The sequence below is a fragment of the Nocardia sp. CA-135398 genome, assembly GCF_050955845.1.
GTDB lineage: Bacteria > Actinomycetota > Actinomycetes > Mycobacteriales > Mycobacteriaceae > Nocardia.
On sequence record NZ_CP192084.1, the window covers coordinates 5815653 to 5840485 of the forward strand.

The window sequence follows — 24833 nt, forward strand, 5'->3', positions numbered from 1 at the left end:
GACTCAGGTCGCGCAGCTGATCATCGCACGAATCGGCGACGGATCGGAGCCGCGCCGGTCACCGCTACGGCGCCCGTGGGACAGCACAGGCGGCAGTGGGGCAAGCCGGCGAGATGGCGCACTTTTTCAGTCAGTGAAATCCCAGGCCACTTCGTTGGGTCGGGCTGAGCACAATCGGCTGGGACAGACCTTGCCGCCCGCCTCGGGCGTTTCGGCCCGCCGGATCGGCGGAAGAACATTAGGAAGCAGGCATGCTGGATCCCGTTGTGCACAAGATGCGTGTGATCGACGTCGTCGCGGAGACCGCCGACAGTCGCTCGCTGGTCTTCGAAGTTCCCGACGAATTCCGGTATACGCCTGGCCAGTTCCTCACCTTGCGCATTCCCGCCGCGGGCGGAGCAATCGCACGATGCTATTCGCTGGCCTCCTCGCCACACACGGGCGAGGCGCCGATGGTGACCGTGAAAAGGGTCTCCGGCGGGCTCGCATCGAACTGGATATGCGACCACATCGCCCCCGGCGATGTCATCGAAACCTTGCTTCCCGCAGGTATTTTCACACCCAAGGCGCTGTCCTCGGACTTGTTGTTCTTCGCCGGGGGCAGCGGCATCACGCCCGTGATGTCGATCATCAAATCCGCGCTGCATGTGGGAACCGGCCATATCGCATTGGTTTACGCCAATTCCGATGATCGGTCGGTGATCTTCGCAGAGGAACTCGCGCTTCTTGCCCGTACTCATCCGGATCGGCTCGTCGTGATCCATTGGCTGGTCAGCGTGCAGGGTCTCCCCGAGGTGGCGCAGTTGCGAGAGATCGTGCGCCCGTTCACCTCCCGCGAGGCCTATCTGTGCGGCCCAGAGCCTTTCATGGCGGCTGCTTCGGATGCCTTGCGACTGCTGGATTTCCCACGGGAGCGGATTCACATCGAGAAGTTCGTGTCTCTCGAGCGTGACCCTTTCCGGTCCCCCGCAGCCGACCAACCGGATTCGAACCTCGACGATGCCGCATGCGTGGAGGTCGATCTGGACGGGGAACTCACCACTCACGCCTGGCCGCGCGGCCGACCGCTGTTGGACGTGCTGCTCAACGCTGGCATGGCCGCACCCTATTCCTGCCGCGAAGGCGCCTGCAGCGCTTGCGCATGTCGTGTACTCGACGGCGAGGTGAAGATGCTGCGCAACGAAATTCTCGAAGAAGAAGACCTCACGGCGGGCTACGTCCTCGCCTGCCAAGCCGTTCCGGTGAGCGACGCCGTGAAGATCACCTATTCGTAAACCATTCCGACACCGAGACCTATTCCACCCCAACAGTTTCCAGAAAAAACGAGGAGAATACAGTGACCCGGGTCATCTACGCGCGCAGCGTGCACGACGAGGCCGAGATCAATGCCTGTCTCGAGGTATTGCGTGGCGGGCCTTACGCCATGAAGATCGGCAAGAATGTCGCCGAGATGGAGCAGCGCGTCGCCGAGCTCTACGGCAAGAAGCTCGGCCTGATGTGCAATTCCGGCTCGTCCACGCTGTACCTCGCGCTGGAACTGCTCGACCTGCCGAAGGGCGCGGAGGTTATTACCTCTCCCCTGACCTTCTCCACCGACGTATCGCCCATCGTGCGCGGCGGCTGGATTCCGGTCTTCGTCGACGTGGAGCCCGACACCTACAATGTCGACACCTCCAAGATCGAGGAACTGATCACCGAGAAGACCAAGGCGATCCTCGTCCCGAACCTGGCCGGCAACGCACCGGACTGGGACGCCATCCGTGCCATCGCCGATCGGCACGGCCTGAAGGTGATCGAGGATTCCTGCGATTGCATCGGAACCACATTGCGCGGCACCAAGACCGGCAGCCGCAGCGACATTACCGTCACCAGTTTCGCGATGGCGCACATCATCACGTGCGCCGGCAACGGTGGCATGGTGTGCGTGGATGACGAGAAGCTCCGCGACAAGGGTCTCATGCTGCGCCGCTGGGGTCGCCGCTCCGAGCCACACCTTTTCGGTTCGCAGGCTGCCCGCACCGGCCGCGTGTTCCGCGAGGATCTCGACGGCGTCGCCTACGACAACGACTTCATCTTCGATGTCCTGCCCTGGAACTTCGAGCCCTCCGAACTCGGCGCGGCTTTCGGTCTTGTGCAGTTGTCGAAGCTGGACAAGAACTATGCCCGCCGCGCGGAGATCTTCGAGGCATTCACCGCCGCGTTCGGCAGCTACCCGACGTTGTTCCGGCTTCCCAAGCAACTCCCGGAGTTCCATACTGCCTGGCTGTGCTATCCGGTCACCATTCGTGAAGAGGCCGGTTTCGTGCGATCGGACCTGCAGGAGCATCTGGAAGGGGCCGGCATCGACACCCGGACCGTCTGGAGCGGCAACGTAACTCGCCATCCGATGATGCGCAACGTCGAATACCGCATCCCCGAGGGTGGCCTGCCCAACGCCGACGAGGTGTTCGAGCGTGGCATGTCGCTCGGTATGAGCCACGGGCTCAGTGACGAGGAAATCAACCACGTGGTCAAGAGCATTCACGAGTTCGGGGCACGCTACGCCTCGGCCTCCGAGTAACGGCCTACCAGAATTACTGCCCTGGGGACTCGCCACATCACCCCGGGGCAGTTCTCTGCAGGCGGGTGCCGCAGCACACTGACGTCCGACTCGGCAGCCGTCGAAGGTGTGAACAAACTGCCGACAGCGTCGCGCCGAGCACGCCCGCTCTCCGCACCGGTCGCAGGCGTTGCGCCGGATACCTGCCCGGGATCTCGATCGCCGAAACCATGGTGGCCGCCCTTATTCGCCTGCCGGCCGGACTCATGGACAACGCGACCGCGTTCTCCCCGCGGGCACCCAGGTTGAGGTCAGCGCGGCGTGGTAGGGCGCGGTGACGTCGTGGAAATCCGCGATCGGGGTATCGGCATGCCATCGACGGTGTTCGCCGAACGTAACGAGATGCTATGTGCCGCACCCGATCTCAGGTTGGAAAAATTGAGCGGCGATTTCCGTATGTCGTCACGAAGCTTGCTGCACGGCAGGGTATCTCGGTACGCATCAGCGAATCCGACTTCGGCGGGGTGCGAGCCGTTGCGGTTTTCCCGCGAACCTGGTCGCCGAAGCTGCGGCCGGCTCGAATGAGTGCATACCCAGCGGTGAATACCCAGTCATGCGCTCCGCGCTGGAACGGTTCCTGAGAACGCATACGAGACATCGAGGTTGCGCGGTCTGCGAGCCGCAAGACCCCAATGCTGACGGTTCCTCATGTTTCTTGCTCGATGGCGGCGAAAGCGGAGCGATAGAACAGCAGCGGCGACATGTCGCTGTGCTGGGCGACCCCGGTGACACGTGCGATGACAACGGTGTGATCGCCACCGTCCACCTCACGCTCCAACGAGCAGTCCAGGGAGGCGATCGCGCCGGCCAGCAAGGGCGAGCCGTTCAGCGAAGCGGCCCAGTCGATTCCGGCGAACTTTTCCGAGCCGCTGCGACCGAACTGACGACAGAGCGCTTCCTGATCGGCAGCAAGGATATTCACGCAGAAATCGGTGGCCGCGCGGATACGCGGCCATGTGGTCGAGGTGCGAGCCGGGCACAGCATCACATATGGCGGATCGAGAGACAGGGAGGCGAACGACTGGCAGGTGAAACCAACAGGCTCACCATCATGGTGAGCCGTGACGACGGTCACGCCGGTGCAGAAGCGGGCGAGGACGGCTTTCAAATCCGTGACCGCGAGTGCACTACCGTCCTGCGAAACCATGGTCATACGTCCTCCTCCGCCATGTCCAAGGCAGCGAGATGGCCGAAAACCATTGACGCGCCGATCGGATTACCGCCACCGGGGTAGACGGTGCCGCTGACGGCGGCCATCGAATTGCCGGCGGCATAGAGGCCGGGAATCACGGCGTCGCTGGTGTCGAGGACCCGGCCACGGGCATCGGTACGCAATCCTCCTTTCGTGCCGAGGTCGGACAATCCGAAGGCGGCGGCGCGGAAGGGGGGGTTCACGATGGGCGCCAAGGGATTCGGACTACCTGGCACCGAGCGGTCGAACGGTTCGTCGCCACGGCCGAAATCCTCGTCCACACCGGTGGCGGCGAGAGCATTGAAACGCTCAACGGTTTCGGTGAGCGCAGCGGCCGGAACGCCGATACGCTCCGCCAGGGCATCCAAGGAGTCCGCGGTGTGCCAGAGTTCGGCGTCGATGTAGCTGCGGTGATCGGCGAGCGGAACCCCGGCGAACAGCACCGGCGGCAGCTCCCCTGCTCGGCTGTCATAGATCAGCCAGTACGGCAGAGTGATTCGACCTGCTTCCAGCTCACCGAGCACACTCCGGCCGGATCGGTCATAGGGCGCGGATTCGTTGGTGAACCGCTTGCCCTCGCTATTCACGAGAATGCCGCCGGTGAACCACAGCGAAAACGTCGAGCTGCCATCGGGATGCGTCAGCCCAGGTGCCCACCACGCCTCCGACATCAGGTCGACATCTGCACCCACCGCCATCGCGGCTTCTGTCGCCGCACCACGGTTTCCGGGCGGCGACATGGAATCGCGCTCCGATCCCGGCACCCCGTGTGCCTTGCGCATAGCCGCATTTCGTTCGAATCCACCGGCTGCAACCAGCACGCCGCGCCGCGCCCGGATTCGCTGCAGGCCGTCACGGGTGGTGACCACCGCGCCCACCACCCGGCCACCGAGCCGGATCAGCTCCTTGCAGGAGACGTTGGTGCGCAGCTCCGCGTCCGGAAACTTGCTCAGCGCCATCAGGAGTCGGCCGATCAGGGCCTGGCCGCCGCCGAGTTCCGCCGGCAGCTCCTGATCGCCACGGTCGGTCCCCAGCGGCGGGCGCAGCAGCGCGCGCTGCTCGCCCAGCCGCTCCGCGGGCAATGGAACAGGCACGATGTGTCGGCCGTCCGGTCGGGCATGGGGGGCCTTGCCGAAGTAGTCGGGCCAGGGCAGCACCTGGAACTGGAATGCGGGATCGGATTCGAGGTATTCGACGAGTGGCGCACCGCCGGTCACGAACGCCTCCTGCAGTTCGGCGGGTGTGCGGTCGCCTACCACGGACCGGAAGTAGGCCAGTGCGTCCTGCATCGAGTCGTCGTCACCCGCGCGCCGCAGCACCGGATTGCACGGAAACCACATACCGCCACCGGAATAGGCGGTAGTGCCGCCGAACTTGCCAGTGGCCTCGACCAGCTGCACCCGCAGGCCTTCCCGCGCGGCGGTATACGCGCCGGTCAGCGCGCCGCCGCCGGAACCCACCACCAGCACGTCGCAGTCGCTGTCCCACCCCACCGCAGTGTCCACCCAGTCCATCGTGACCCTCTCGCTCATGATTGCGCCGATGGTAGGCAGGCCTGGACGCTGCACCCCGGCGGCTATTCCAGTCAGCGAAACCGTCGCCTCGAGCGTGTCGCACGCGCTGCGGCAGCGGCGTTTCGCTCAGCGGAATCGTGCCCAACAAACCCGTCGTAGCCGGTGCTAGAACAGGCACGAGACAAGGGGATTCGAGAGATCTTCGAGCAGCGGGAGGACTCCACATCGTGACCATCAGGACCGACGACCGCCTATGTTCGATGCCTATGCGACCGGTGCGCTGCCAGGAATGCGGAGCGCACGTATTGGTGCGCAAGAGCAGCTTGCAGCAGACCAGCGTCCAGTGGGACGAGGATGCCCTCTCCTCCTGTCATCAACGCCTCGGTTTCCCGGCTTCGCCCGCCGAACCGGTATTCCGCGATTGCCCGCGGCTGCGCGAATCCATTCGTTGCGCAGTCGAATCCGGTGAACTGCCGGTGCTCGAACCCTCTTCGAGCTGACCGGCCGCGAGTCCGCCTTCCTACCGTGCGCACAGGGCGGACCCGCATCCCGCGCTGCGAATCGGTCTTCGAACTTCCGAATCCAGCGCAGCGCCGCCGCTCTGTCCCGCCTGGAGCGATGGCGCGGCTCGGCCGAGACCCCGATACCCTCGGCGAGCCGACCGCGTCCGCCTATGGTGGCGGTCGCGGAAATATCGGCCCCACCGTCGCCGTCGACGGTGGGGCCGATGTGCATTCACCTGCCATCCGGTACCGCGACCAGGGTCTCTCCCAGACTTCCGTAACCCCTGTCCACTCAGTGGAACACCAGGCGGTCGCCGAGCTTCTCTGCCTTCCTACATTCACTGGTTACTGCTAGCTTGAAATTAGAATTGATTTCATTTTTGGAGGTGGGTGGCATGACCTCAGCGTTGAGTAGAACCGCCGAATACGTGATCACACAGCCTGGACCTCCCCCGTCGATGGCCGAGCGAATCACCGTCATCATGGATGTCTTCGAGCGTCCAAGTACCGTCCGGACGCTCGAGCAGGTGGCGCTACGAACGCATCTGCCGCGCTCGACCACGTATCGCATTCTCGAACAACTCGCTCGCCTGCGCTGGCTCGATCGCACCGCTACCGGTTATCGCCTCGGTGAACGATCCTTGGGGCTCGGCGGGCGCGAACCGCGGCAAAGCGGGCTGCGCGCGGCCGCGGCCCCAATCCTCCACGATCTCGCGGTTCGCACGAAACTCGTTGTACACCTGGCCGTCCTAGACGGGCCGGAGGTCTATTACCTCGACAAAGTGGCCAGCCCAGCCGCCATCGATGTGCCATCGCGCGTCGGCGGTCGAGCACCCGCGCACTGCACCGCCCTCGGCAAGGCGATGCTGGCACGCTTGACGCCGGAGCGCATAGATGTCCAGTACGCGACCGGAGTCCCCGTATGCACTGCGAGCAGCATCGGCGATATCGGGCGACTGCACGCTGAACTCGGACGCATCCGCAGCGGGAGCGGTGCCGCACATGAGTTCGGAGAATTCGTTCCCGGGCTCGGCTGCGTCGCGGTCGCGCTGCGCAGCCCTGAAGGCTCGATGGGTGCGATCTCCGTCGCCAGTGACACTCAGTCGGTATTGCAACGCGTGGCCCCACTGGTGGCGCACGCGGCGCGCGCGATCACCGACGAACTAATCCGCACCGCGATCGGGCCAGCGCCACATCAAGCGTGATACCCACGGACACAACGCTGTTCGCTGTGCGAGACACACCCACATACGACTCCGGTCCGGTCGCCTACGCTGCGGTCCGATCGTTCCCGAGGAGAGGCACCCACAACCATGACCGAAGCAAACTACGAGAACACGTTACGCGACTTGCACACCGACCAGGGCGTACTGCGCTACCACGAGACCGGCGACGGCCCGCCGTTGCTATTACTGCACGGCTCCGGCCCGGGCGTCACGGGGTGGCGCAACTACCGGGATAATCTTGACGCGCTGTCGCGCCATTTCCGTTGCCTCGTACTGGAATTCCCGGGTTTCGGCGTAAGCGACCCGACCGACGAACATCCGATGCTCGCCGCTCCCAAGGCGGTCCGACACTTCCTCACCGGCCTTGGGCTCGACCGAGTGGACGTCGTCGGGAATTCGATGGGCGGCATTGTCGCGGCCAACCTCGCGGTCGCGACCCCTGACCTCTTTCGCCGAATAGTCACGATAGGCGGAGTCGGCCGCAACATCTTCAGCCCCGCCCCGGGCGAGGGCATCAACCTACTGATGGACTTCACCGACAATCCATCGCGGGAATCGCTGCTGCGCTGGCTGCATTCGATGGTCTACGACCCAAAGGTCGTGACCGAGGAAATGATCGAGCAGCGCTGGACGCAAGCCACCGATCCGGAGACGCTTGCCGCGGCACGCCGGATGTACAGCCGCAAGGCGATGGAGGCCGCCATGGCCGCGGCCGCGAAATCCGATCAGCCACCGGCTTGGGCGATGCTGCACAAGATCACATCACCGATGCTGATCACCTGGGGTCGAGACGACCGAGTGAGCCCGGTCGACATGGCTTTGCTGCCCATGCGCACGATCCCGAACGTCGAGGTGCACGTGTTTCCCAACTGCGGACACTGGGTGATGATCGAGCAGAAGCATGCGTGGGAGAGCGCCGTCGTGGCCTTCCTGACCCGGCCGGACCGGGATGACACGGCTTGACCGCCGTCGGCACTTATGCTGAAGCAACGATGATTCGGCAAGCGTTGAGGACAAGGGGCAATGGCGAGAATCGCTGAAGCGCGACCTCCCGCATCACCGGTGTCACGAAATCAGATTGCGCGCCGGGAACGCATGCTCGAGGCCGCCGCAGAATTGGGTGCGACCGCCGAATTCGATCGCGTGCAAATGCTGGACATCGCCAAGCGCGCGGGTGTGGCGATCGGCACGCTGTACCGCTATTTCCCGTCCAAGACGAAATTGTTCGCGGCGCTATTCGAGGACCGGATCAGCCGCTTCACCGCCGAGGAATGGGCCCACAGCGGGACGAATCCGGTGGTCGAGATCGGCGAGAATTTGGTTGCGCTGAACGGTGCGCTGCTGCGCGAACCGCGGCTGTGCGGGGCCATGCTGCGCGCCACGGCCGGCCAGTACATGACCGATTCGCCGAGCGAAATACACTTTCCCTCAACAGAATCCGCGCTCGTACGAGCGATCCTCAGCACTCTGGGCGTAGCCACTCCGGACGGGCAGGATCGCGGCGCCATTCGCCTGCTCGTCTACAGCTGGTGGGGTGTACTCGTGTCCTGCCTCAGCCAACACACCCCCGCCGCGCGCGCCGAAGCCGACTTGCGCCAAGCCGCGCAGCTCATCCTTGCCCGCTACGCCGACTGATTCCGCGCGACACGCGAGATTCTGTTCCGATCACCGAAAACCAGGCTCGTGCCCGCCGCCTGTCCGACCTAGCGTCAATGTGTCCCGAGTCCGGGAATTAACTGACTTCAGTTGGAGGTGCGTGCATGTCGCACGAAGTTGTTGGTCGGGTGGAGGAAGTCGCTGCACAGCTCGCCGCGACAGCCGAGGACACCGAGCGGCTGGGCAAACTCTCGGACGAGAGCGTCAAGCTCATCCGGCAGGCGGGCGTGATGCGGCTATTGCAGCCCACCGACTTCGGCGGCTACGCCGCGCACCCCCGCGACTTCGCCGAAGCGGTCATGGCGGTGGCACAACGCTGCGGCTCGACCGGCTGGGTGTGCGGTGTCGGCGGCGTCCATCCCTGGGAAATGGCGCTGATGGACCGCAGGCTGCAGAACGAGGTGTGGAGTGAGAATCCGGATACCTGGATCGCCTCGCCATATGCCGCGCAGGGCATCGCCACCCCGACCGAGGGCGGATACATCCTGAAGGGACGCTGGAACTTCTCCTCCGGCACCGATCACTGCGATTGGATCTTCCTCGGCGCGTTGGTGGGTGATGCCGATGGCAAACCCACCAATCCACGCAAGGCACTGCATGTGGTATTGCCCCGCAAGGACTACACGATCGTGGACGACTCCTGGGACGTCATCGGGCTGTCCGGCACCGGCAGCAAGGACGTCATTGTGGACGGCGCCTTCATCCCCGCCTATCGCACCATTGATTCGGAGGAGGTCGCTGCGGGCGGGATCGCGGCCGAGCGGGCAGGCCGCACCGACACCGTGTACCGGTTGCCCTTCTGGGCGATGTTCCCGCTCGGTATCACTGCTGCGGTCATCGGCATTTCCGAAGGCGCGCTCGCGGCGCATCTGGACTATCAGCGCGATCGCGTTACCGCGATGGGCACCAAGATCAAGGACGACCCCTACGTGCTGTCCGCCATCTCCGAGGCGGCAACAGAGATCGCCGCGTCACGCACCCAACTGCTGGACGGTGTCAGCCGACTCTACGATCTGGCAGACGCGGGCAAACCGATCACCTTCGAAGACCGTTCGATCGTGCGGCGCAACCAAATTCGGTGCGCGTGGCGAGCGGTATCGGCGGTCGACGAAATCTTCGCGCGCTCCGGCGGCAATGCGGTACGGCGGCAGAACGTCATGCAGCGATTCTGGCGCGACGCCCACGTCGGCCTGCAGCACGCCATCCATACTCCCGGCTCCCTCTACCACTCGGCGGCACTCACCTCGATGGGCATCGAGCCGGAAGGCCCACTGCGCGCGATGATCTGAGCTGGCGCGCGGGTTAACGACGACGAGAAAGGCAGACATGAGCTACATCAGCGCACTCGGTTACGTGCGCGTGCGCGCCACCGACATGAGCGCATGGCGCACCTTCGCTTTCGAGACCATCGGGTTCGCCGAAGGCAACGGCCCCGAGCCCGAGGCACTCTATCTGCGGATGGATGAGCGGGCCGGGCGCATCGTGGTGCTGCCGGGAGACGAGGACCGCGTCGAGGCGGTCGGCTGGGAGGTTCGCGACTACCAAGCTCTGGGCCGGGTGCAGTCAGCTGTAGAGAACGCCGGCGTAGCGACGAAACCGCTCTCGCAGGAAGAAGCCGACATACGTCGTGTCGAGGCGGGGATTGCCTTCGAAGCACCCGGCGGCACTCCGGTCGAGGTCTTCTTCGGGCCAGCCCTGGACCACAGTCCGATCGCGACGCCGTACGGAAATCGGTTCGTGACAGGTGAACTCGGCGCTGGCCATGTCGTCGTGCCAGTCAACGACTTGGACGGCGCGCATCGATTTTACGCGGAAACGCTCGGGTTCCTGCCTCGCGGAGCCTTCCGCATATCCGAGACACCGCCGATCCGGTTGCGGTTCATGGGGGTCAACGCCCGCCATCACAGCCTGGCCATCCTTCCATCGGCCAATCTGAAAGCGCCTGCGCTGGTGCACATCATGGTCGAATGCGAGACCCTCGACGAGGTCGGCCGAGCACTCGATCGCGTGCTGAAAGCAGGCTGGCACTTGTCCTCGACACTGGGCCGCCATACCAACGACAAGATGGTCTCGTTCTACGTCCGCACCCCCGGCGGTTGGGACCTCGAGGTCGGCTACAACGGCAAGCTGGTCGATGAAACCTCCTACACCGCAGAGGAAATCACGGCCGACAGCTACTGGGGCCACAAGTGGGATTTCAGCTGACGGGGTCCTTGCTTCGACAATGAGCGGCAGGTCTCCCTCGACGGAACCGAGGGAGATCAGCCGTGGCCCCCGTTCCTTCCAGTCAGGAACCGAATGAACATGTCAGACATCCAGAATGTGCGTCCACAGCATGCGAACACCATCTCAGAGTGGGACCTGGCAGCCGACGTCGTTATCGCCGGTTACGGTGTCGCGGGAGTGTGCGCGGCGATCGAGTCGGCCCGTGCGGGCGCCGACACGCTGATCCTGGAACGCACCGGCGGCTGGGGTGGCGCGGCCGCGCTCTCGGGCGGCTTCATCTATCTGGGCGGCGGCACGCCGCTCCAGAAAGCGCTCGGGTTCGAGGACACAGCCGAGAACATGGAGGCATTCCTGCTCGCCGCGCTCGGACCTGGTGCCGATTCGGCCAAGATCCACGACTATTGCCAGGGGAGTGTGGAACATTTCGAATGGCTTGTCGCGCAAGGTGTTCCGTTCAAAGAAGAATTCTGGGGCGAGCCCGGATGGGAACCACCCGGCGACCACGGCCTGATGTACTCCGGCGGCGAGAACGCCGCGCCCCTCAATACGATCGCCTCGCCCGCGCCCCGCGGACACCTGCCGCAGATGACCGATAAACGCACCGGTGAGCGAGGCGGAGGCTACATGCTGATGAAACCGCTCGCCGACACCGCCGAATCCGTCGGAGTGCGAGCCGAATACGACATCCGGATCGAGCGACTGATCATCGACGACGATGGCCGTACGGTTGGTGTCGTGGCCAAACGCTATGGCCGCCGGCTGACCGTTCGCGCTCGCCGCGGAGTCGTGCTGGCTACCGGCAGCTTCGCCTATAACCAGCAGATGGTCGCCACCTTCACGCCGCGACTGATCGGCAGACCCGCCGCTTCGATCGAGCAACACGATGGGATCGGCATCCAGGTCGCCCAGGCACTCGGCGCACAACTGGCCCATATGGACGCCGCCGAAGTCGCGTTCTTCGCCGACCCGCAGGTGCTCGTCCGTGGCATCTTGGTCAACGGCCGCGGCCAGCGCTACATCCCTGAGGACACCTACCCGGGCCGCATCGGCCAAGCCACGCTCAACCAGCAGGACAACCAGGCCTACCTCATCATCGACGAGCCGTCCCTCGAAGCCGCCTTCGCCACCGAATCCACCAGCGCGGCCATGCGTCGGCCACCCACTTGGGCAGCCGAGACGGTGGAAGAGCTCGAAGCCGAGATCGGCCTTCCCACAGGCGCTTTGAAGACCACTATCGATGTGTACAACCAGCATGCTCGCCAGGGCGCCGACCCGCTGCTCGGCAAGAAGCGGCAATGGGTCCAACCGATAACCACGCCGCTGGCGGCTTACGATCTCCGCGAATGCACCGGCGGATTCACACTCGGCGGTCTCGCCACCGACCTCGACTCGCGGGTCCTCCACGTCTCCGGTGACCCCATCCCCGGTCTGTTCGCCGCAGGGCGTTGCACCTCGGGCATCTGCGCTGGCGGCTACGCCAGCGGCGCTTCCCTCGGTGATGGAAGCTTCTACGGCCGCCGAGCAGGCCGCGCTGCTGCACGCAGGATCGCGGAATGAGCCGTCCTGTACCAATGGCGTTTTCGCATGACGCACTCTTCTAGATCTAGAGCCATAGGTCCAAGGCTTTCGCCCTGGACCCACTGCGTGTTTTAGGGATTCGTGGCAGACGCTTCGGCAACAGCCACCTGATCAGGCGTCGGCGGACGAACCTGTCCGCTCTGCGTTGATGGGTTCGCGGCTCGCGGCTAGCAGAGCGGGGAGGTAGGCGAACACAAACCGTGTGGATACGCGGGCGGAGCTTCGGCCGATTCGAGATCTCCACACTGCACGGAACCTGTCGGTTCCATAACCGTGAGCCCAACACCCGCATGGGTAGCGAGTAAAACCACGATCGGCATCGAGGGAGAGCACCCGCTCTACCTCCGTTATCACGGCGGCGGCAAGCGCGACTTCGAATCGTTCGCACGCGCCCCGGCGTGACTTACCCCAGATGAAGCCTCCGCGGCCACCAATGGGACCGTTGATGGAAGGGATTGACCGCATGGAGACTACCGAAGCCCGCGCGACCGACGACACCGCCAGCCTCAGCCGGCTGCTGACAGATCGGCGAAGCTGCCGGGGATTTCTGCCGGAACCGATTCCCCGCGAGACCATTACACATGTACTCGGCCTGGCCCGGCAGTCGCCCTCATGGTGCAACACCCAGCCCTGGCAGGTGCTTATCACTGAAGGCGAGGGCACGGAGTGCTTTCGCGCGGCGCTCGCCGGACATGTCGCGTCGGCCGAACTCACTCCGGACTTCTCCTTTCCCTCACAGTATTCCGGTGTCTACCGCGACCGCCGCCGTGAATGCGGCTTCCAGCTCTACGAGAGCATTGGTATCGCCAGGGGCGACAGAGCGGCCTCGGCCAAACAAGCCGCAAAGAACTTCGAGCTCTTCGGTGCGCCCCACGCCGCGATCGTCACGACCGAAGCCGAACTCGGTGTTTACGGTGCGGTGGATTGCGGCCTGTATGTCCAGACGTTCCTACTCGCCGCGCAGAGCCTCGGCCTCGGTGCCATCCCACAGGCGGCGCTCGCCGGATACGCCCCCTTCATTCGCGAGCACTTCGGCCTGCCCGAGAACCGGCTGGTCGTTTGCGGTATATCGTTCGGCCGGCCCGATCATGACCATCCGGCGAATGGCTTCCGGACCCACCGAGCTACCGTCGAGGAGACTGTCACCTGGGTCGCCGGATAAGTCAGTAGCACCGACCTTGCGGGCGAGAATGCCGCCCACGCCACCCAGCGGCGGCGAAAGCTACAGGAGCGGAGACGATCTCGGTTCCCAAGGCCGAGGGCCACACGGCCTGCAGTCTGAGCCCGTGGGTGCACGGCCTGATCAATCCTGTCACCTCAGTCCGGAATCTTCTGCCTCCCTTGCTGGTTCGTACCATCCAAACTTCGCAGGCAGGACAGAGGTCGCCCGAGAGGTCATCGCCCGAGTCGATCGAGAATAGCGGCCGGACCAATGGCTCTCGCCGATCGATTTCAACAGCACTGAGCCCGGGGAGCATTGCTTCCCCGGGCTCACTGTCTTTCTACGCGCCGATGGCTGCCTGTCGACCATCCGTCGTGGACGAGAACGTGCGCCCGGCGGCGTGCCGGGCCGCGAGATAGGCGAAAACCATGGCGGGTCCGATGGTCGCACCGGCACCTGCGTAGTCATTGCCCATCACCGAGGCCGAGACATTGCCTGCGGCATAGAGCCCCTCGATCGCACTGCCGTCGGCTCGCAGTACCCGACCGACTTCATCGCTTACCAAGCCGCCTTTTGTACCCAGGTCCCCTGCCTCGAGTCGGACGGCGTAATAGGGGCCGTCCTCGATTACGTCGAGGACAGGGTTGGGGAGGGTGGGGTCACCGTAGTAATGGTCGTAGGCGCTGTCGCCGCGGCCGAAGTCCACGTCGCGTCCGATTCGGGCCGACTCGTTGAAACGATCGACCGTGGCCCGCAGGTTATCCGCGGGGACACCGATCTTTTCGGCGAGTTCGTCGAGAGTGTCTGCCTTCGTGACCAATTCGCTCTTGTACCAGGAACGTGGGAACTCCTGGCCCGGGAGGATACCGGCGAACTGGTATCGCTTGCGCGCCTTGGCATCGAAGATCTCGTAGATCGGCACATAGCCGCCTTCGAGCTGGGCATGCACGAAATTCACGTAGGGCGAGGACTCGTTGGTGAAGCGCTTGCCGTCGTTGTTGACGATTATCATGGGCGGGATGCAGCGTTCCGATACCAACGGGAAGACGCCGCCGCGGGGCAGGGCAATCCCCGGCATCCACCAAGCGTCGTCCATGAGATCGGTTGCGGCACCTAATTTTTCACCGATCCGGTGGCCATCGCCGGTGTTCTCCGGTGCACCCATGCTGAAATCGGGCCGGCCGAGTTCGGGCAGGTGTTCCTCGCGGAGCACCGGATCGTGGTCGAATCCGCCGGTCGCCAGCAGCACGCCGCGGCGTGCACGGACCCTGAGCGGGGTGCCCTCGCGCTCGACCACCGCGCCGACCACTCGGCCGTGCTCGACGATCAATTCGGTGATCGGAGACCGGAGCCACATCGGAATGCCGAGATCCCGCATGGTCAGGCGCAATCGGGCGATCAGTGCCGCACCGAGGGTTTTCATGTGGCGACGTCGGAACACATTTGAGACCACACGCCAGCCCGCTACCGGGATCATCAGCCAGGCACGCCAGGTGCGCTTGAGCATCATGAGGGTGCGCGCCTCGTACCCTGTCATCCACAGGCCCATGGGCGCGGGAACGTCCATCGCGCGCAGTTGCGACTCCTCCTCGCCGAGCAGACGCGCGTCTATCGGCTTGGGCTCAATAGTCCGGCCCATCGGCCGGCCGCCCGGTTCCTCCGGGTGGTAGTCGGAGTAGCCCGGGCACCAGGTGAATGCCATGTGGCGGCTGACTCGTTCCAGCATTTCCATGACCTCGGGGCCACGGTAGGCGTAAACGTCCAGGCGCGCAGCCGGTACCCGATCCCCAACCACTGCCTGCAGGTACTTGCGTACTTCGGCACGGTCGTCGCCGCGGCCGAGCTTGCGGAGCACAGGATTGTCCGGAATCCACACGCCGCCGCCGGACAATGCGGTGGAGCCGCCGAACCCGTCGGCCTTTTCTACGAGGAGTGCGCTCAATCCGGCATCATGTGCGGCTATCGCGCCAACCATTCCCCCGGCGCCGCTTCCGGCTATGAGAATGTCGACTTCGTGGTCCCAGGTCGACGCATTGGACGTCATGAAATGCCTCCAGCGAAAAGACCGTTCGATGCGGTCTGGATGAAAGTCGGGCCTGCTTCACACGGCCGGACGAATACGTTCAAACGATCTTCGGCCGGGATTGCCTCTGCGACGAGCCACACTTCCACTCATTGAAATCACACATCTGGCGTAGCAACCGCTATTCGATCGCATCTATCAGTCCCCAGCCGAGTGCGGTATCGACATCCAATGGCTGACCGGTCAATGCCAGAAACATGGTGCGCCACCGACCTATTCGACGTGTGATGCTGACGGTTCCCCCAGCACCCGGAATAAGTCCCATACCGATCTCCGGCAGTCGGAACACTGTGCCACGTGCGGCTGTCACGCGACCGGCGAACGCGGGGAGCTCGATACCTGCACCGATACACGACCCGTGGAGTCTGGCTTCCAGCTTGCGCTCCAGCTGGTACAGCAAGCGTCCGGCCCCCGATGAGGTTCGGAGGAAGTGTGCGGTCACGGACTCGGGTGCGGTGCCGAATTCCGTGAGATCGCCGCCCGCAGAGAAGCATGGACCCGCACCCTGGAGAATTACGTTGTTCACGGTGTCATCGAGCAGAGCAAGTCGGAGCGCCTCGACGAGGGCATCGCGCATTTCCCGGCCGTAGGCATTACGACGGTCGGGTCGGTTGAGGGTGACTGTCAGGCAATCTCCTGTACGTGCAACCAGAACCGGAACTCCCTGTGCAGCAGAGGGTTCCGAACGCGGGCCGCGAGACGACAACCAGCGTGCGAACTCCGGGCCGCCGAGAAGCATGGAATAGGCGAATGATTCGATGTCGAGGGCGGTGTGCGCCCGGGTGCCGGTCGCGCGCAAGACCTGCGCGAGTACGAGCGCAGCATGCGGGTTCGCATCCGCACTGCGGCAGAGAACATCGACAGCCTCGAGTGGGTCCGGAACCCCGATCAGCCACGGCTCATCAGCCGCTTCCGATCGCAGAACCGTCGCATCGAGTCGGGCGGCGAGATTGCGGGCTCGCGTTCCGAGTGCTCGGGCCGCGACGCCGATCCGGATCGGTTCATTGCCGATGAGTTGCGTGCTCGGATCGGCCGAATCGAGATCGACTACGCAGACCGCGCCCCGCACTCGCCCGTGGTCGTCCAGTAGCGGGGGTTCCAACGGGTCGAAGAACTCCTCGGTCAACGCTCCACGATCGGACTCCACTCGATCCGGTACACGTAAAGGGCACGCAAGTTGCTGTGCCAGAGGCTCATTCATGGAAGCGATCTCCTCACAAGAGGGCCTCGTTTTGGACATCGCCAGCACAGATTGCGGTGACGACCATGGCGGCGTCGGGTGCGTCCAGCGCCTCGCCGAGCGGCACGGCGAGCAGACACAGGTCCGCCGACTCTCCGACTGTCACGCGGCGCGGGTTTCCTCCCGGTTCGCCCAATGGCGCCAAGAGCCCGGCGAGCACGCGTTGCGGGGCGACGCGTTCCGTCGGCGCCAGGTTCCGAGTCGCGGCGGCGGCAATGGTGCGCCACGGGTCCTCCGACGCATAGGGAGCGTCACTACTCGGTGCGACCTGCACTCCCGCCCTGAGCAGCGATCCATAGCGATACAGGTCTTCGTGCTCGGATTCCACTACGCCACAGCGATATTCACGCTCGCGTTCGGTGACGAATCCAGGCTGGGTAATGACGGTGGCCCCGGACTCGACGAGCAGCGGCACTGCATCGCTACCGAGGACCGAGGCATGCTCGATCCGATCGCCACGCAACGGCCCGGCCTCTGCCAGCACGGCCAGCGCCAGGACGAGGGACTCACGTGTCACCGCGTGTATCGCAACCGGTCGACCTGTCGCGTGTACCCGGCGCACCTCTTCGTACAGCGATTCCCAGTCCGGCGGCTCATGGTCGGAATGTAGGATTTTCCACGGCCCGACGGTCTGTCCGTCGAACAGTTCAGCATCGCTGGGCGCACCGAGCAGATGCACTCGTTGGGGCAACTCCGCTCTCGCCAGTAGGTCAACGGCCCCCTGTGAGAGGTTCGGGGTGGCGTCGGTGACACCGGTGATGCCGAGTGCGGCCAGTCGGCGGCCAACGGCAGCCAAGTCGGGCGCCGTATGTTCCCCCAGTCGTTCGCGGAGTAGATCATCATGTCGCCACAGCAGTCCGTCCTCGAATTCCTCCTGCATCCGAAGTTCCTGCAGCGCCAGAGAATTGAGCATCCATAGCGCACCACCACGATGCTGAATCCGCACCGGACGATCAGGGACCAACCGGTCGAGGGCATACCGGTCCAGTATTCCGGCGACGCTCTCGTGGTAGCCGACACCGCGCACCCACCACCCCGGTGCGGACCGCAATGTCCGAGCCAGACGGTCTATCCCGTCGACATCCGACGGCCCACACCGTACCGAGGCCGAGGCAGCAGCCAAGGCCAGCAGGTGGAGGTGATGGTCGTGCAGACCAGGCAGGAGGGCGCCACCGCGCGCCTCGATCACGAGCTCCTCCGGCCCCGGCCGTAAGACCCCGATCTCGTCGACAACGTCATCGATGATCCGGATATCCGTTGTGCGCCCGGCGACCTCGGCGTCGAGGATAACGGTGGACCTCATTTCGGGCCGATCCCGAATTCCGCTAGAACACGAGTTGTATCGACCCCGGAGGCTGGCGCCGTGCCGCAGGGTGAGCGCGCGGTGGGATCGGCCGCCTCCACCGCATGAGCGGGTTCGCTCGGGGTTTCGAGCGCGGCGGCGACCTGCTCGCGCATGGCGAGATCGGCCAGCCACCACCCGCCCGACATCCGGCAGGCCAGCGCCACCAACGCCGCATTCACCCCCGTGACCGGGTCTGCGATCGCGTCGCCACAGGGCGCCGGAATTCCCGTTTCGGGATCGAAGGCGACGAGTCCCGCAGCGAAGGCCGTGTCATCGCCGAATCCGACCGCGTTCGACCACGGGCCGACGCGGCCGTAGCCGGTGATACTCACCCAGCACTTGTCGGTACCTCGGGACAGGACTTCCTCAGCGTGAATTCCGAGCTGCTCCAACGCCCTCGGTCTGGACGCTTCGATCACGACATCGGCGATATCGATCAGCTGCGCCAGGACCGCACGACCGGCGACCGTAGTGAAATCGATCGCTACCGATTCTTGGCCAGCGTGCAGCAGATCGTAGAACCGCCGCGGTCCACCGCGTGCGCCGTCCAGGCGATGGATGCTCTCCACCTTGATCACCCGAGCGCCGAGCGCGTTCAGCAGATGCCCGCACAGCGGGCCCGCCCACAGCGACGACAGATCGACCACCACGGTCGGTGGCAGAGTCCATTGGTCGGATCGGGACCGACCGGTCAGCTTGAAGGGATGCACCCCTTCGCACTGACCACGCGCGATCAGCTGTTCATCCGGCTTCCCACCCAAGACTGCCACCGGCAGCCCGAGAACCCTTGCCGCTGCGGCTAATTCGACCGCGCTTCGCTGCGCGACCGCGCGGTCGAGTACCGGATCCGGTTCCTCCAACCATGCGGGTAGGAGCTCGATATCCGAGGACCGAGCTAGATTGACTCCGAGCCAGTCGTCGGCGGCACGCAGAATCCGGAACGATCCTCCTGGGGATCGTGGTGCGTCCCTGTGTAATCCGGCGTAAGCCGCTCGCTCGGAAAGTAGCCGCGCATCGGGGAGTTCGACCTCGCGTCCGCAGACGCGAGCAAGAAGTCGGATGGCCAATAGGGCACCTTCCACAGCGCTCGCGACCTGACCGGGCGCCGCCAGGGGGACGCCATCACGGAGACCCGTGAGTGCCATGAGGCCGGACGCCGCCCACTGCTCCGGCTCACCAGTCGGTTGCGCATCACAGACGACCGCCGCGCCCAACCACGAGAGCATCCTTCCCGCATGCCAGGCGGTTGCGTCCGATCCGGGCACGGTGACATGCAAGCCCGCCAACGGGTCCCCGAGTTGCGGGTTCCCCCGCAGACCCTGCTGTCCAGAGGTCCTGGCGGGCAGAGTGCGCGCTTCCCCAGCCATGGCCCTAGGCTCCGGTCCAGCGGGGAGCACGACGCTCCAGAAAGGCGGCGACGCCCTCCGACTTGTCCGGCGAGGCGAAGGCGGCCGCAACGGCCTCATCAGTAATCCGCCAGGCGACAGCGTCGTCGGCGGAGTTCAATCGTTCTACGGCCCTGAGGCTTTCATGGACCGACACCGGAGCATTCCGACAGATGCGCTGTGCCAGGTTCACCGATTCCTGCTCGGCCGCTCCGTCGACGGTCAGGATATTGACCAGGCCGAGCTGATAGGCGCGCTCAGCGGTGAGCGAATCACCAGTCAGCAGTATTTGTTTCGCGATGTTGAGCGGCAGCGCGCGACGAGCGCGAAACAATCCGCCACAACTCGGAACCAACCCTCGTGACAGTTCCGGCAAGCCGAATCGCGCAGATCGGGTAGCGACAATGAGATCGCAGGCCAGCACCAGCTCCATTCCACCGCCCAGGGCGGCACCCTCCACCGCTGCAATCAGCGGTTTCCCCCGTTCGCGGCGAACGACGCCGAGTTCACCTCCACGATCGGTGGCATCCCCGGGGCCGGTGCGCAGATCGACCCCTGCCGAGAAGACCGGCCCGATTCCGGTCAGCACGGCCACCCGTAGTGCGGGGTCGTCGTCGAGTTCGTTGCAAGCCCGGTCCAGACCAAGGGTCATCTCCGCGTCGATCGCGTTCCGCTTGTGGGGGCGATCCATCCGAATCACCAGAACCTGACCGATTCGTTCGGTCCGCACGGTCATCGCAACCCCTCGCTACTGTGTCGAATGCACCGATCGATACGTGACGGATTCATCCGCGCCCTCGCGCTACAGATCACTCCCGTTCCAGCTCCTCGAGCTGAAAGCGCATGCGCTGCAGGGTGTCCATATACTCCTCGACCATGTCGAGCACGATCTCGCCCGCGGAACGGACCTTGTTCATGCGGCTGACGATCTGTCCGACCGGACCGCCGACGAGTTCCTCCACCCCGGCCCGCTTGGCCCGGGCGGTTGCGTCGGCGTAGAGGATGTACTGCAGCGGCGCGGGCAAAGCCCCAGGGCTGGACGGGTCATCCCATGCCTCGGTCCAGGGTGTGCGGATCTGCCGATTCGGTTTGCCCGTCTGCGCTTTCGAGCGCACGGTGTCGGTAGATGTCATCTCGAGGATGCGCTCGACGTGCCGCGGCTCGGCCGGTGCCTCCCGGCAGGTCAGCCAGATCGACCCGGTCCAGACGCCCTGTGCGCCCAGGCTCATGGCGGCGGCCATCTGGCGCCCGGAGCCGATACCGCCGGCTGCGAGCACCGGGATGTCACCGGCAGCGTCGACGACGTCGGGCACCAGCACCATGGAACCGATCTCGCCGGTGTGGGCGGCCGCTTCGTAGGACTGGGCGATGATCACATCCAGGCCCAGTTCGACGTTGCGCTCGGCGTGCTGCGGTTTGCCCACCAGCGCACCGACTTTGGTGCCGCGCTCGTGTGCGCGGTCGACCAGCCAGGCCGGCGGCGGCCCGAGAGCGCTCACGATCAGGCTGCTCGGATGGTTCAGCACGACCTCGATCTGTTCTCCACCGCCTGCTGCGGTGAATCCTTCGGCGGCGAAGTCCTGGTGCTGCCCATCGGTTTCTGGCAGGGGCGCTACATTGTAGCGGCGCAAAATATCCTCGGCGTAGTCCCGATGCTGCTGCGGGATCATCTGTTTCAGGTGGTCGAGTGTCTGCTCCGAACTGGCCAGTCCGGCCTCGCGGTCGACAGTCTTCACCGGTATCACGACATCCACGCCGTAGGGGTGGCCGCCGGAATTCTCTTCCAGCCAGCGGAGGTCGACGTCGATCTCCTCCGGAGACATGGCGACGACGCCGAGTACGCCCATTCCGCCTGCCCGGGAGACCGCGGCGACCACGTCGCGGCAGTGGCTGAAGGCGAAGATGGGGTATTCGATTCCCAGATCACGGCAGAGTTTGTTCATTCGAATGTCCTTAATCAGTCCGAGGCGGGCAGCGGCTTGGCCACCTTCACCGTGAGCGGAACACCACCGAGGCTCAGCGCGCCGAGTCCGGGCTTGGTGCAGAGCAGTTCGACGGTTCCGTCCTCATCGCAGTAGCGCTTTCCGAGCAGCAGCGGGTCACCGCTGGGCGGCCCGGTCTCCGCAGGCGGGGCACCGACCACCATCGGGCGACCGCCACACCGGATATCGACATCTCCGGAAGGTGCGCGCACGACGATCACCTCGGCTGAGGACATGGCGCTGTTCAATCGCATGCCTGGTCGCAGTTCCATGATTGAGCGTCCTTTCGATCAGTGGTAAACGCCGGGCCGAGATTCGGCGTTCGGCCCGAAGATCAAGCTGTCTGCCGGAACCGCATCGCGCGCGGGAAGTTTCACCGTGGCGAGACCACTGGCTGTCACGACGCCGGCGTGGTTGACGTTCTCGACCTCGACATCGGCGAACAGCTCGTCGCGACCGACCTGATAGGTGCGGCGCACCCGGCCCCGCACCGTATTGGTGTCGCCGATGAGGTTCGGCCGCCGCAACCGAGTCTCGATGCGCACCAGGGTGCCGTGATCGCCGATCCAGTCGGTCACCGCCTGGATGAGCCAGCAGATCCGCTGCGGGCCATAGTCGAATGTCGAAGCCTGCGCCCGCGTTTTGCGCGCGTATTCGGGGTCGGCCCGACCGCCGGCGCCCATATCGATCGTGCCTTCGTCCACTTGCCGGCTACGGCCGATCGTCAACGCTCCATGCGCGAACAGGTAGAGCTCGGTGGTGGTGTAGGTGCCCTTGGGCAGCTCGGGAATGGCCGCGCCTTCGGAAACCGAGTCCCAGAAACGAGGTTCCGCGCCGCGACGGGTGCGTTGCCACACCAGCGGGTCGGGCGCGATGCGCGGGGCCGAGTCGTCGGCTGCGGGCGAAGATTCAACACCTGTACCGGGATTCGGGAAGCGCAGCATATCGTTGCTCAGCTTCGCCACCAGCTCGCCACGCGAATTCCAGTACTCCGTTGTGCCTGTGCAGATCAGGGCTTCTCCGATCTGACGCATGGTGACCCTGCGGATGTCGGTGGGAATCTCGAACGATCGGACCCGATCACCCAGCCGGATCGGTCGGTACCACTCGATAGACGCGCCAAGGTACAGGACCGTGATGTCCTTCATGGAGATGTCCGACTCGGGGATGTGGCCCCAGATCGACGCGTCCGCACCGAAGTCGATCGAGAATATGAAGCCCGGCGCCGCGACGAGTTCGTGAAAGGGCCCCTCGGCGGCATATGCGGGATCTCTGTACAGGGGGTTGTAATCCCCGGCACCTTCGGCGTAGCGCACGAGCCACTCCTGAGTGACGGTGCGCCAGTCCCGCTTCGGCAGCATGGGCTCGCCGAGGCGCGCCTTGTACGCCTCCTCGAATTCGTCGAGCGTGGTGATCTTCGGCATCAGTTCCCTTCCTTGCGGGGCAACATCGCGATACGCGGGGTGTCCACGCCGATCGGTCCGACCTTGCGGGATCCGCGCGGATTGCCCAGCGGCGCTTGTTTTCCCGGCAGAGCCTCGGTGAAGAACTGGGCGTTGTCGTCGATGAGCCACGTCTCCTCGGTGGGGACGTCGTCGTCGATGTAGATGGCCTCGACGGGGCACTCGGCCTCGCACGCCGCGCAGTCGATGCACTCGGCCGGGTTGATGTAGAGCTTGCGTTCGCCGACGTAGATGCAGTCGACCGGGCACACTTTGGTGCACGACCGGTCCATGACATCCACGCAGGCCTCGCCGATCAGGAATGGCATCGGCTACTCCCTTCCATAGTTGGAGACGACTGGTGTGGGTGCCTCGTGGGCGCCCAATGTGCGCAGGACCGACCAGTCAGTGATCTTGATGCGGTCGCGGCCAGCCTCCGCACCGAGCGCGATCTCCCTGGAGTCGATTGCCCGCCAGCCAGATAGCGGAACGGGCCGACTTCCGTTACGGGCCAGCAGATCATCCAAAGACCGGACCGCGCGGGGGCCGCCGCTGGTCGACAGATCGTCGAGCAGCGCGGCGATCGTGTCAGCGGAATCGGCCCGGTTGGTTCCGATCACGCCGGACGGACCGCGCTTGAGCCAACCCGCCACGTATTCGCCCGAGCAGGCTCGCCCCTCCTCGTCCACGATCCGCCCGGCATGCTGCCGGACCACGCCGCGCGATCGATCGAAGGGCAGGCCCGCGATCGGCATGCCGTGATAGCCGACCGAACGCAGCACGACGCCGACGGGCAGGGTCTCCGTGCCACCGGTGGCGACGAGCTGACCTGTGTCATCCAGGGCCGTGTGCTCGAGTACCAGCTCCCGTACCGCTTTCTCGCCACGAATCTCAATGGGCCGCCGCCAGAATCGGAAGGTGATGGTGCGTTCACCGGCCGGTACGCCGGACCATTTCTCGAACAGTGCGAGATTGGCGCGAACCGATCGCTCCGCCACGGTGTCGGATGCGGGCAGTGTCTCGTCGGCCGGGACTCGGATACTCACGCCGTCCAACGTGTCCAGCTCCCGGAGTTCCTTCGTGGTGAAACGGGTGTGCTCGGGACCGCGCCGGGCGATGACCGTCACCTCACGCACCGCGCTGGCACGCAGCGCCGCCAGCACCGGTTCCGGCATGTCCGTATATGAGAGTGCCGCAGCCGGTTTGGTGAGAATTCGGGCAACGTCCAAGGCCACGTTCCCGGCGCCGACGACAGCGACCCGCTCGGCATCCAGAGAAAACGGTTGCGCCGCATCGGGATGCCCGCTGTACCAGGAGACCAGCTCTCGTGCCGAGTGACTGCCGGGCAGCTCTTCTCCCGGCACGCCGAGCGGACGGTCCGCCGCTAAGCCCGTGGCATACACCACCGCGTCGTAGCAGGCGAGTAGATCGGATCGTCCGATGTCCGAACCCAATTCGACGCCCCCGAGGAACCGCACCAACGGGTGTTCGAGGATCGTGCTCAATGCCCCTGTCACGGATTTGATCCGGGGGTGGTCGGGCGCGACGCCGTAGCGGACCAGGCCGAACGGGGTGCACAACCGGTCGATGAGATCGACCCGCACTGGAATTCGGTCTTGCTGGACCAGCTCGTCCGCCGCGTAGAGACCGGCCGGGCCGGTCCCCACGACGGCGATGCGGAAGAACTCCTCGGTCATCGG

At 64.9% G+C, this 24833-nt stretch carries 22 protein-coding genes; 10 read left to right on the top strand and 12 right to left on the bottom strand.

Annotation, left to right across the window (positions count from 1 at the left end; genetic code table 11):
* Positions 1-251: 251 nt before the first annotated feature.
* Both ACQP1T_RS25500 and ACQP1T_RS25505 read left to right on the top strand, forming a co-directional pair.
* Complete coding sequence (locus ACQP1T_RS25500) at positions 252-1274, top strand: 2Fe-2S iron-sulfur cluster-binding protein (protein ID WP_433755614.1); 1023 nt, start codon at positions 252-254, stop codon at positions 1272-1274.
* Positions 1275-1336: 62 nt separating this feature from the next.
* Complete coding sequence (locus ACQP1T_RS25505; protein WP_433762347.1) at positions 1337-2560, top strand: DegT/DnrJ/EryC1/StrS family aminotransferase; 1224 nt, start codon at positions 1337-1339, stop codon at positions 2558-2560.
* 685 nt (positions 2561-3245) lie between these two features.
* Here the strand turns inward: ACQP1T_RS25505 and ACQP1T_RS25510 are convergent.
* Together ACQP1T_RS25510 and ACQP1T_RS25515 are read right to left on the bottom strand one after the other, a co-directional pair.
* Positions 3246-3752, bottom strand: coding sequence for a flavin reductase family protein (locus ACQP1T_RS25510; protein WP_387297463.1), 507 nt, complete (start codon positions 3750-3752; stop codon positions 3246-3248).
* Positions 3749-5323 carry an FAD-binding protein gene (locus ACQP1T_RS25515; protein ID WP_433755615.1) on the bottom strand — a complete coding sequence of 525 codons (1575 nt, stop codon included), beginning with the start codon at positions 5321-5323 and terminating at the stop codon, positions 3749-3751. Before ACQP1T_RS25515 ends, ACQP1T_RS25510 begins: the two co-directional genes overlap by 4 nt.
* Positions 5324-5565: 242 nt before the next feature.
* Here ACQP1T_RS25515 and ACQP1T_RS25520 point away from each other — a divergent pair, with 242 nt between their 5' ends.
* The 8 genes from ACQP1T_RS25520 (at position 5566) to ACQP1T_RS25555 (ending at position 13656) form a co-directional block, all read left to right on the top strand.
* Positions 5566-5805 (top strand): ferredoxin, encoded by a 240-nt coding sequence (locus ACQP1T_RS25520; RefSeq protein WP_433762349.1) that lies wholly within the window; start codon positions 5566-5568, stop codon positions 5803-5805.
* 398 nt (positions 5806-6203) lie between these two features.
* Positions 6204-7013, top strand: coding sequence for an IclR family transcriptional regulator (locus ACQP1T_RS25525; RefSeq protein ID WP_433755616.1), 810 nt, complete (start codon positions 6204-6206; stop codon positions 7011-7013).
* A gap of 108 nt (positions 7014-7121) precedes the next feature.
* On the top strand, positions 7122-7997 hold the full coding sequence (locus ACQP1T_RS25530; RefSeq protein ID WP_433755617.1) for an alpha/beta fold hydrolase: 876 nt from the start codon (positions 7122-7124) through the stop codon (positions 7995-7997).
* Positions 7998-8096: 99 nt separating this feature from the next.
* Positions 8097-8669 carry a TetR family transcriptional regulator gene (locus ACQP1T_RS25535; protein ID WP_433755618.1) on the top strand — a complete coding sequence of 191 codons (573 nt, stop codon included), beginning with the start codon at positions 8097-8099 and terminating at the stop codon, positions 8667-8669.
* A gap of 125 nt (positions 8670-8794) precedes the next feature.
* Entirely contained in the window at positions 8795-9979 is a 1185-nt protein-coding gene (locus ACQP1T_RS25540; RefSeq protein ID WP_433755619.1) for an acyl-CoA dehydrogenase family protein, read from the top strand.
* 37 nt (positions 9980-10016) lie between these two features.
* Positions 10017-10895: a VOC family protein gene (locus ACQP1T_RS25545; RefSeq protein WP_433755620.1), complete on the top strand. Its 879-nt coding sequence runs from the start codon at positions 10017-10019 to the stop codon at positions 10893-10895.
* Positions 10896-10994: 99 nt separating this feature from the next.
* On the top strand, positions 10995-12473 hold the full coding sequence (locus tag ACQP1T_RS25550; RefSeq protein WP_433755621.1) for an FAD-dependent oxidoreductase: 1479 nt from the start codon (positions 10995-10997) through the stop codon (positions 12471-12473).
* Between the two features lie 454 nt (positions 12474-12927).
* Positions 12928-13656, top strand: coding sequence for a nitroreductase (locus ACQP1T_RS25555; protein WP_433755622.1), 729 nt, complete (start codon positions 12928-12930; stop codon positions 13654-13656).
* Between the two features lie 340 nt (positions 13657-13996).
* Here the strand turns inward: ACQP1T_RS25555 and ACQP1T_RS25560 are convergent, their stop codons facing one another.
* From ACQP1T_RS25560 to ACQP1T_RS25605, 10 genes are all read right to left on the bottom strand, one after another.
* Entirely contained in the window at positions 13997-15700 is a 1704-nt protein-coding gene (locus ACQP1T_RS25560) for an FAD-binding protein (protein ID WP_433755623.1), read from the bottom strand.
* Positions 15701-15860: 160 nt separating this feature from the next.
* Positions 15861-16865 (bottom strand): enoyl-CoA hydratase/isomerase family protein, encoded by a 1005-nt coding sequence (locus tag ACQP1T_RS25565; protein WP_433755624.1) that lies wholly within the window; start codon positions 16863-16865, stop codon positions 15861-15863.
* Between the two features lie 88 nt (positions 16866-16953).
* The gene (locus tag ACQP1T_RS25570) at positions 16954-18282 is read right to left on the bottom strand and encodes an amidohydrolase family protein (protein ID WP_433755625.1); all 1329 of its coding nucleotides are present in this window, start codon (positions 18280-18282) and stop codon (positions 16954-16956) included.
* Positions 18279-19691, bottom strand: coding sequence for a CoA transferase (locus ACQP1T_RS25575; protein ID WP_433755626.1), 1413 nt, complete (start codon positions 19689-19691; stop codon positions 18279-18281). Before ACQP1T_RS25575 ends, ACQP1T_RS25570 begins: the two co-directional genes overlap by 4 nt.
* A 4-nt stretch (positions 19692-19695) precedes the next feature.
* Positions 19696-20445: an enoyl-CoA hydratase-related protein gene (locus tag ACQP1T_RS25580; RefSeq protein ID WP_433755627.1), complete on the bottom strand. Its 750-nt coding sequence runs from the start codon at positions 20443-20445 to the stop codon at positions 19696-19698.
* Positions 20446-20518: 73 nt separating this feature from the next.
* Complete coding sequence (locus ACQP1T_RS25585; protein WP_433755628.1) at positions 20519-21652, bottom strand: NAD(P)H-dependent flavin oxidoreductase; 1134 nt, start codon at positions 21650-21652, stop codon at positions 20519-20521.
* A 14-nt stretch (positions 21653-21666) separates the two neighbouring features.
* Entirely contained in the window at positions 21667-21963 is a 297-nt protein-coding gene (locus ACQP1T_RS25590; RefSeq protein ID WP_433755629.1) for a hypothetical protein, read from the bottom strand.
* Between the two features lie 18 nt (positions 21964-21981).
* Positions 21982-23115 carry an FAS1-like dehydratase domain-containing protein gene (locus tag ACQP1T_RS25595; protein ID WP_433755630.1) on the bottom strand — a complete coding sequence of 378 codons (1134 nt, stop codon included), beginning with the start codon at positions 23113-23115 and terminating at the stop codon, positions 21982-21984.
* Positions 23115-23462 (bottom strand): ferredoxin, encoded by a 348-nt coding sequence (fdxA, locus tag ACQP1T_RS25600; protein WP_387297432.1) that lies wholly within the window; start codon positions 23460-23462, stop codon positions 23115-23117. Before fdxA ends, ACQP1T_RS25595 begins: the two co-directional genes overlap by 1 nt.
* A 3-nt stretch (positions 23463-23465) precedes the next feature.
* Positions 23466-24830 carry an FAD-dependent oxidoreductase gene (locus ACQP1T_RS25605; protein WP_433755631.1) on the bottom strand — a complete coding sequence of 455 codons (1365 nt, stop codon included), beginning with the start codon at positions 24828-24830 and terminating at the stop codon, positions 23466-23468.
* Between the last annotated feature and the right edge of the window lie 3 nt (positions 24831-24833).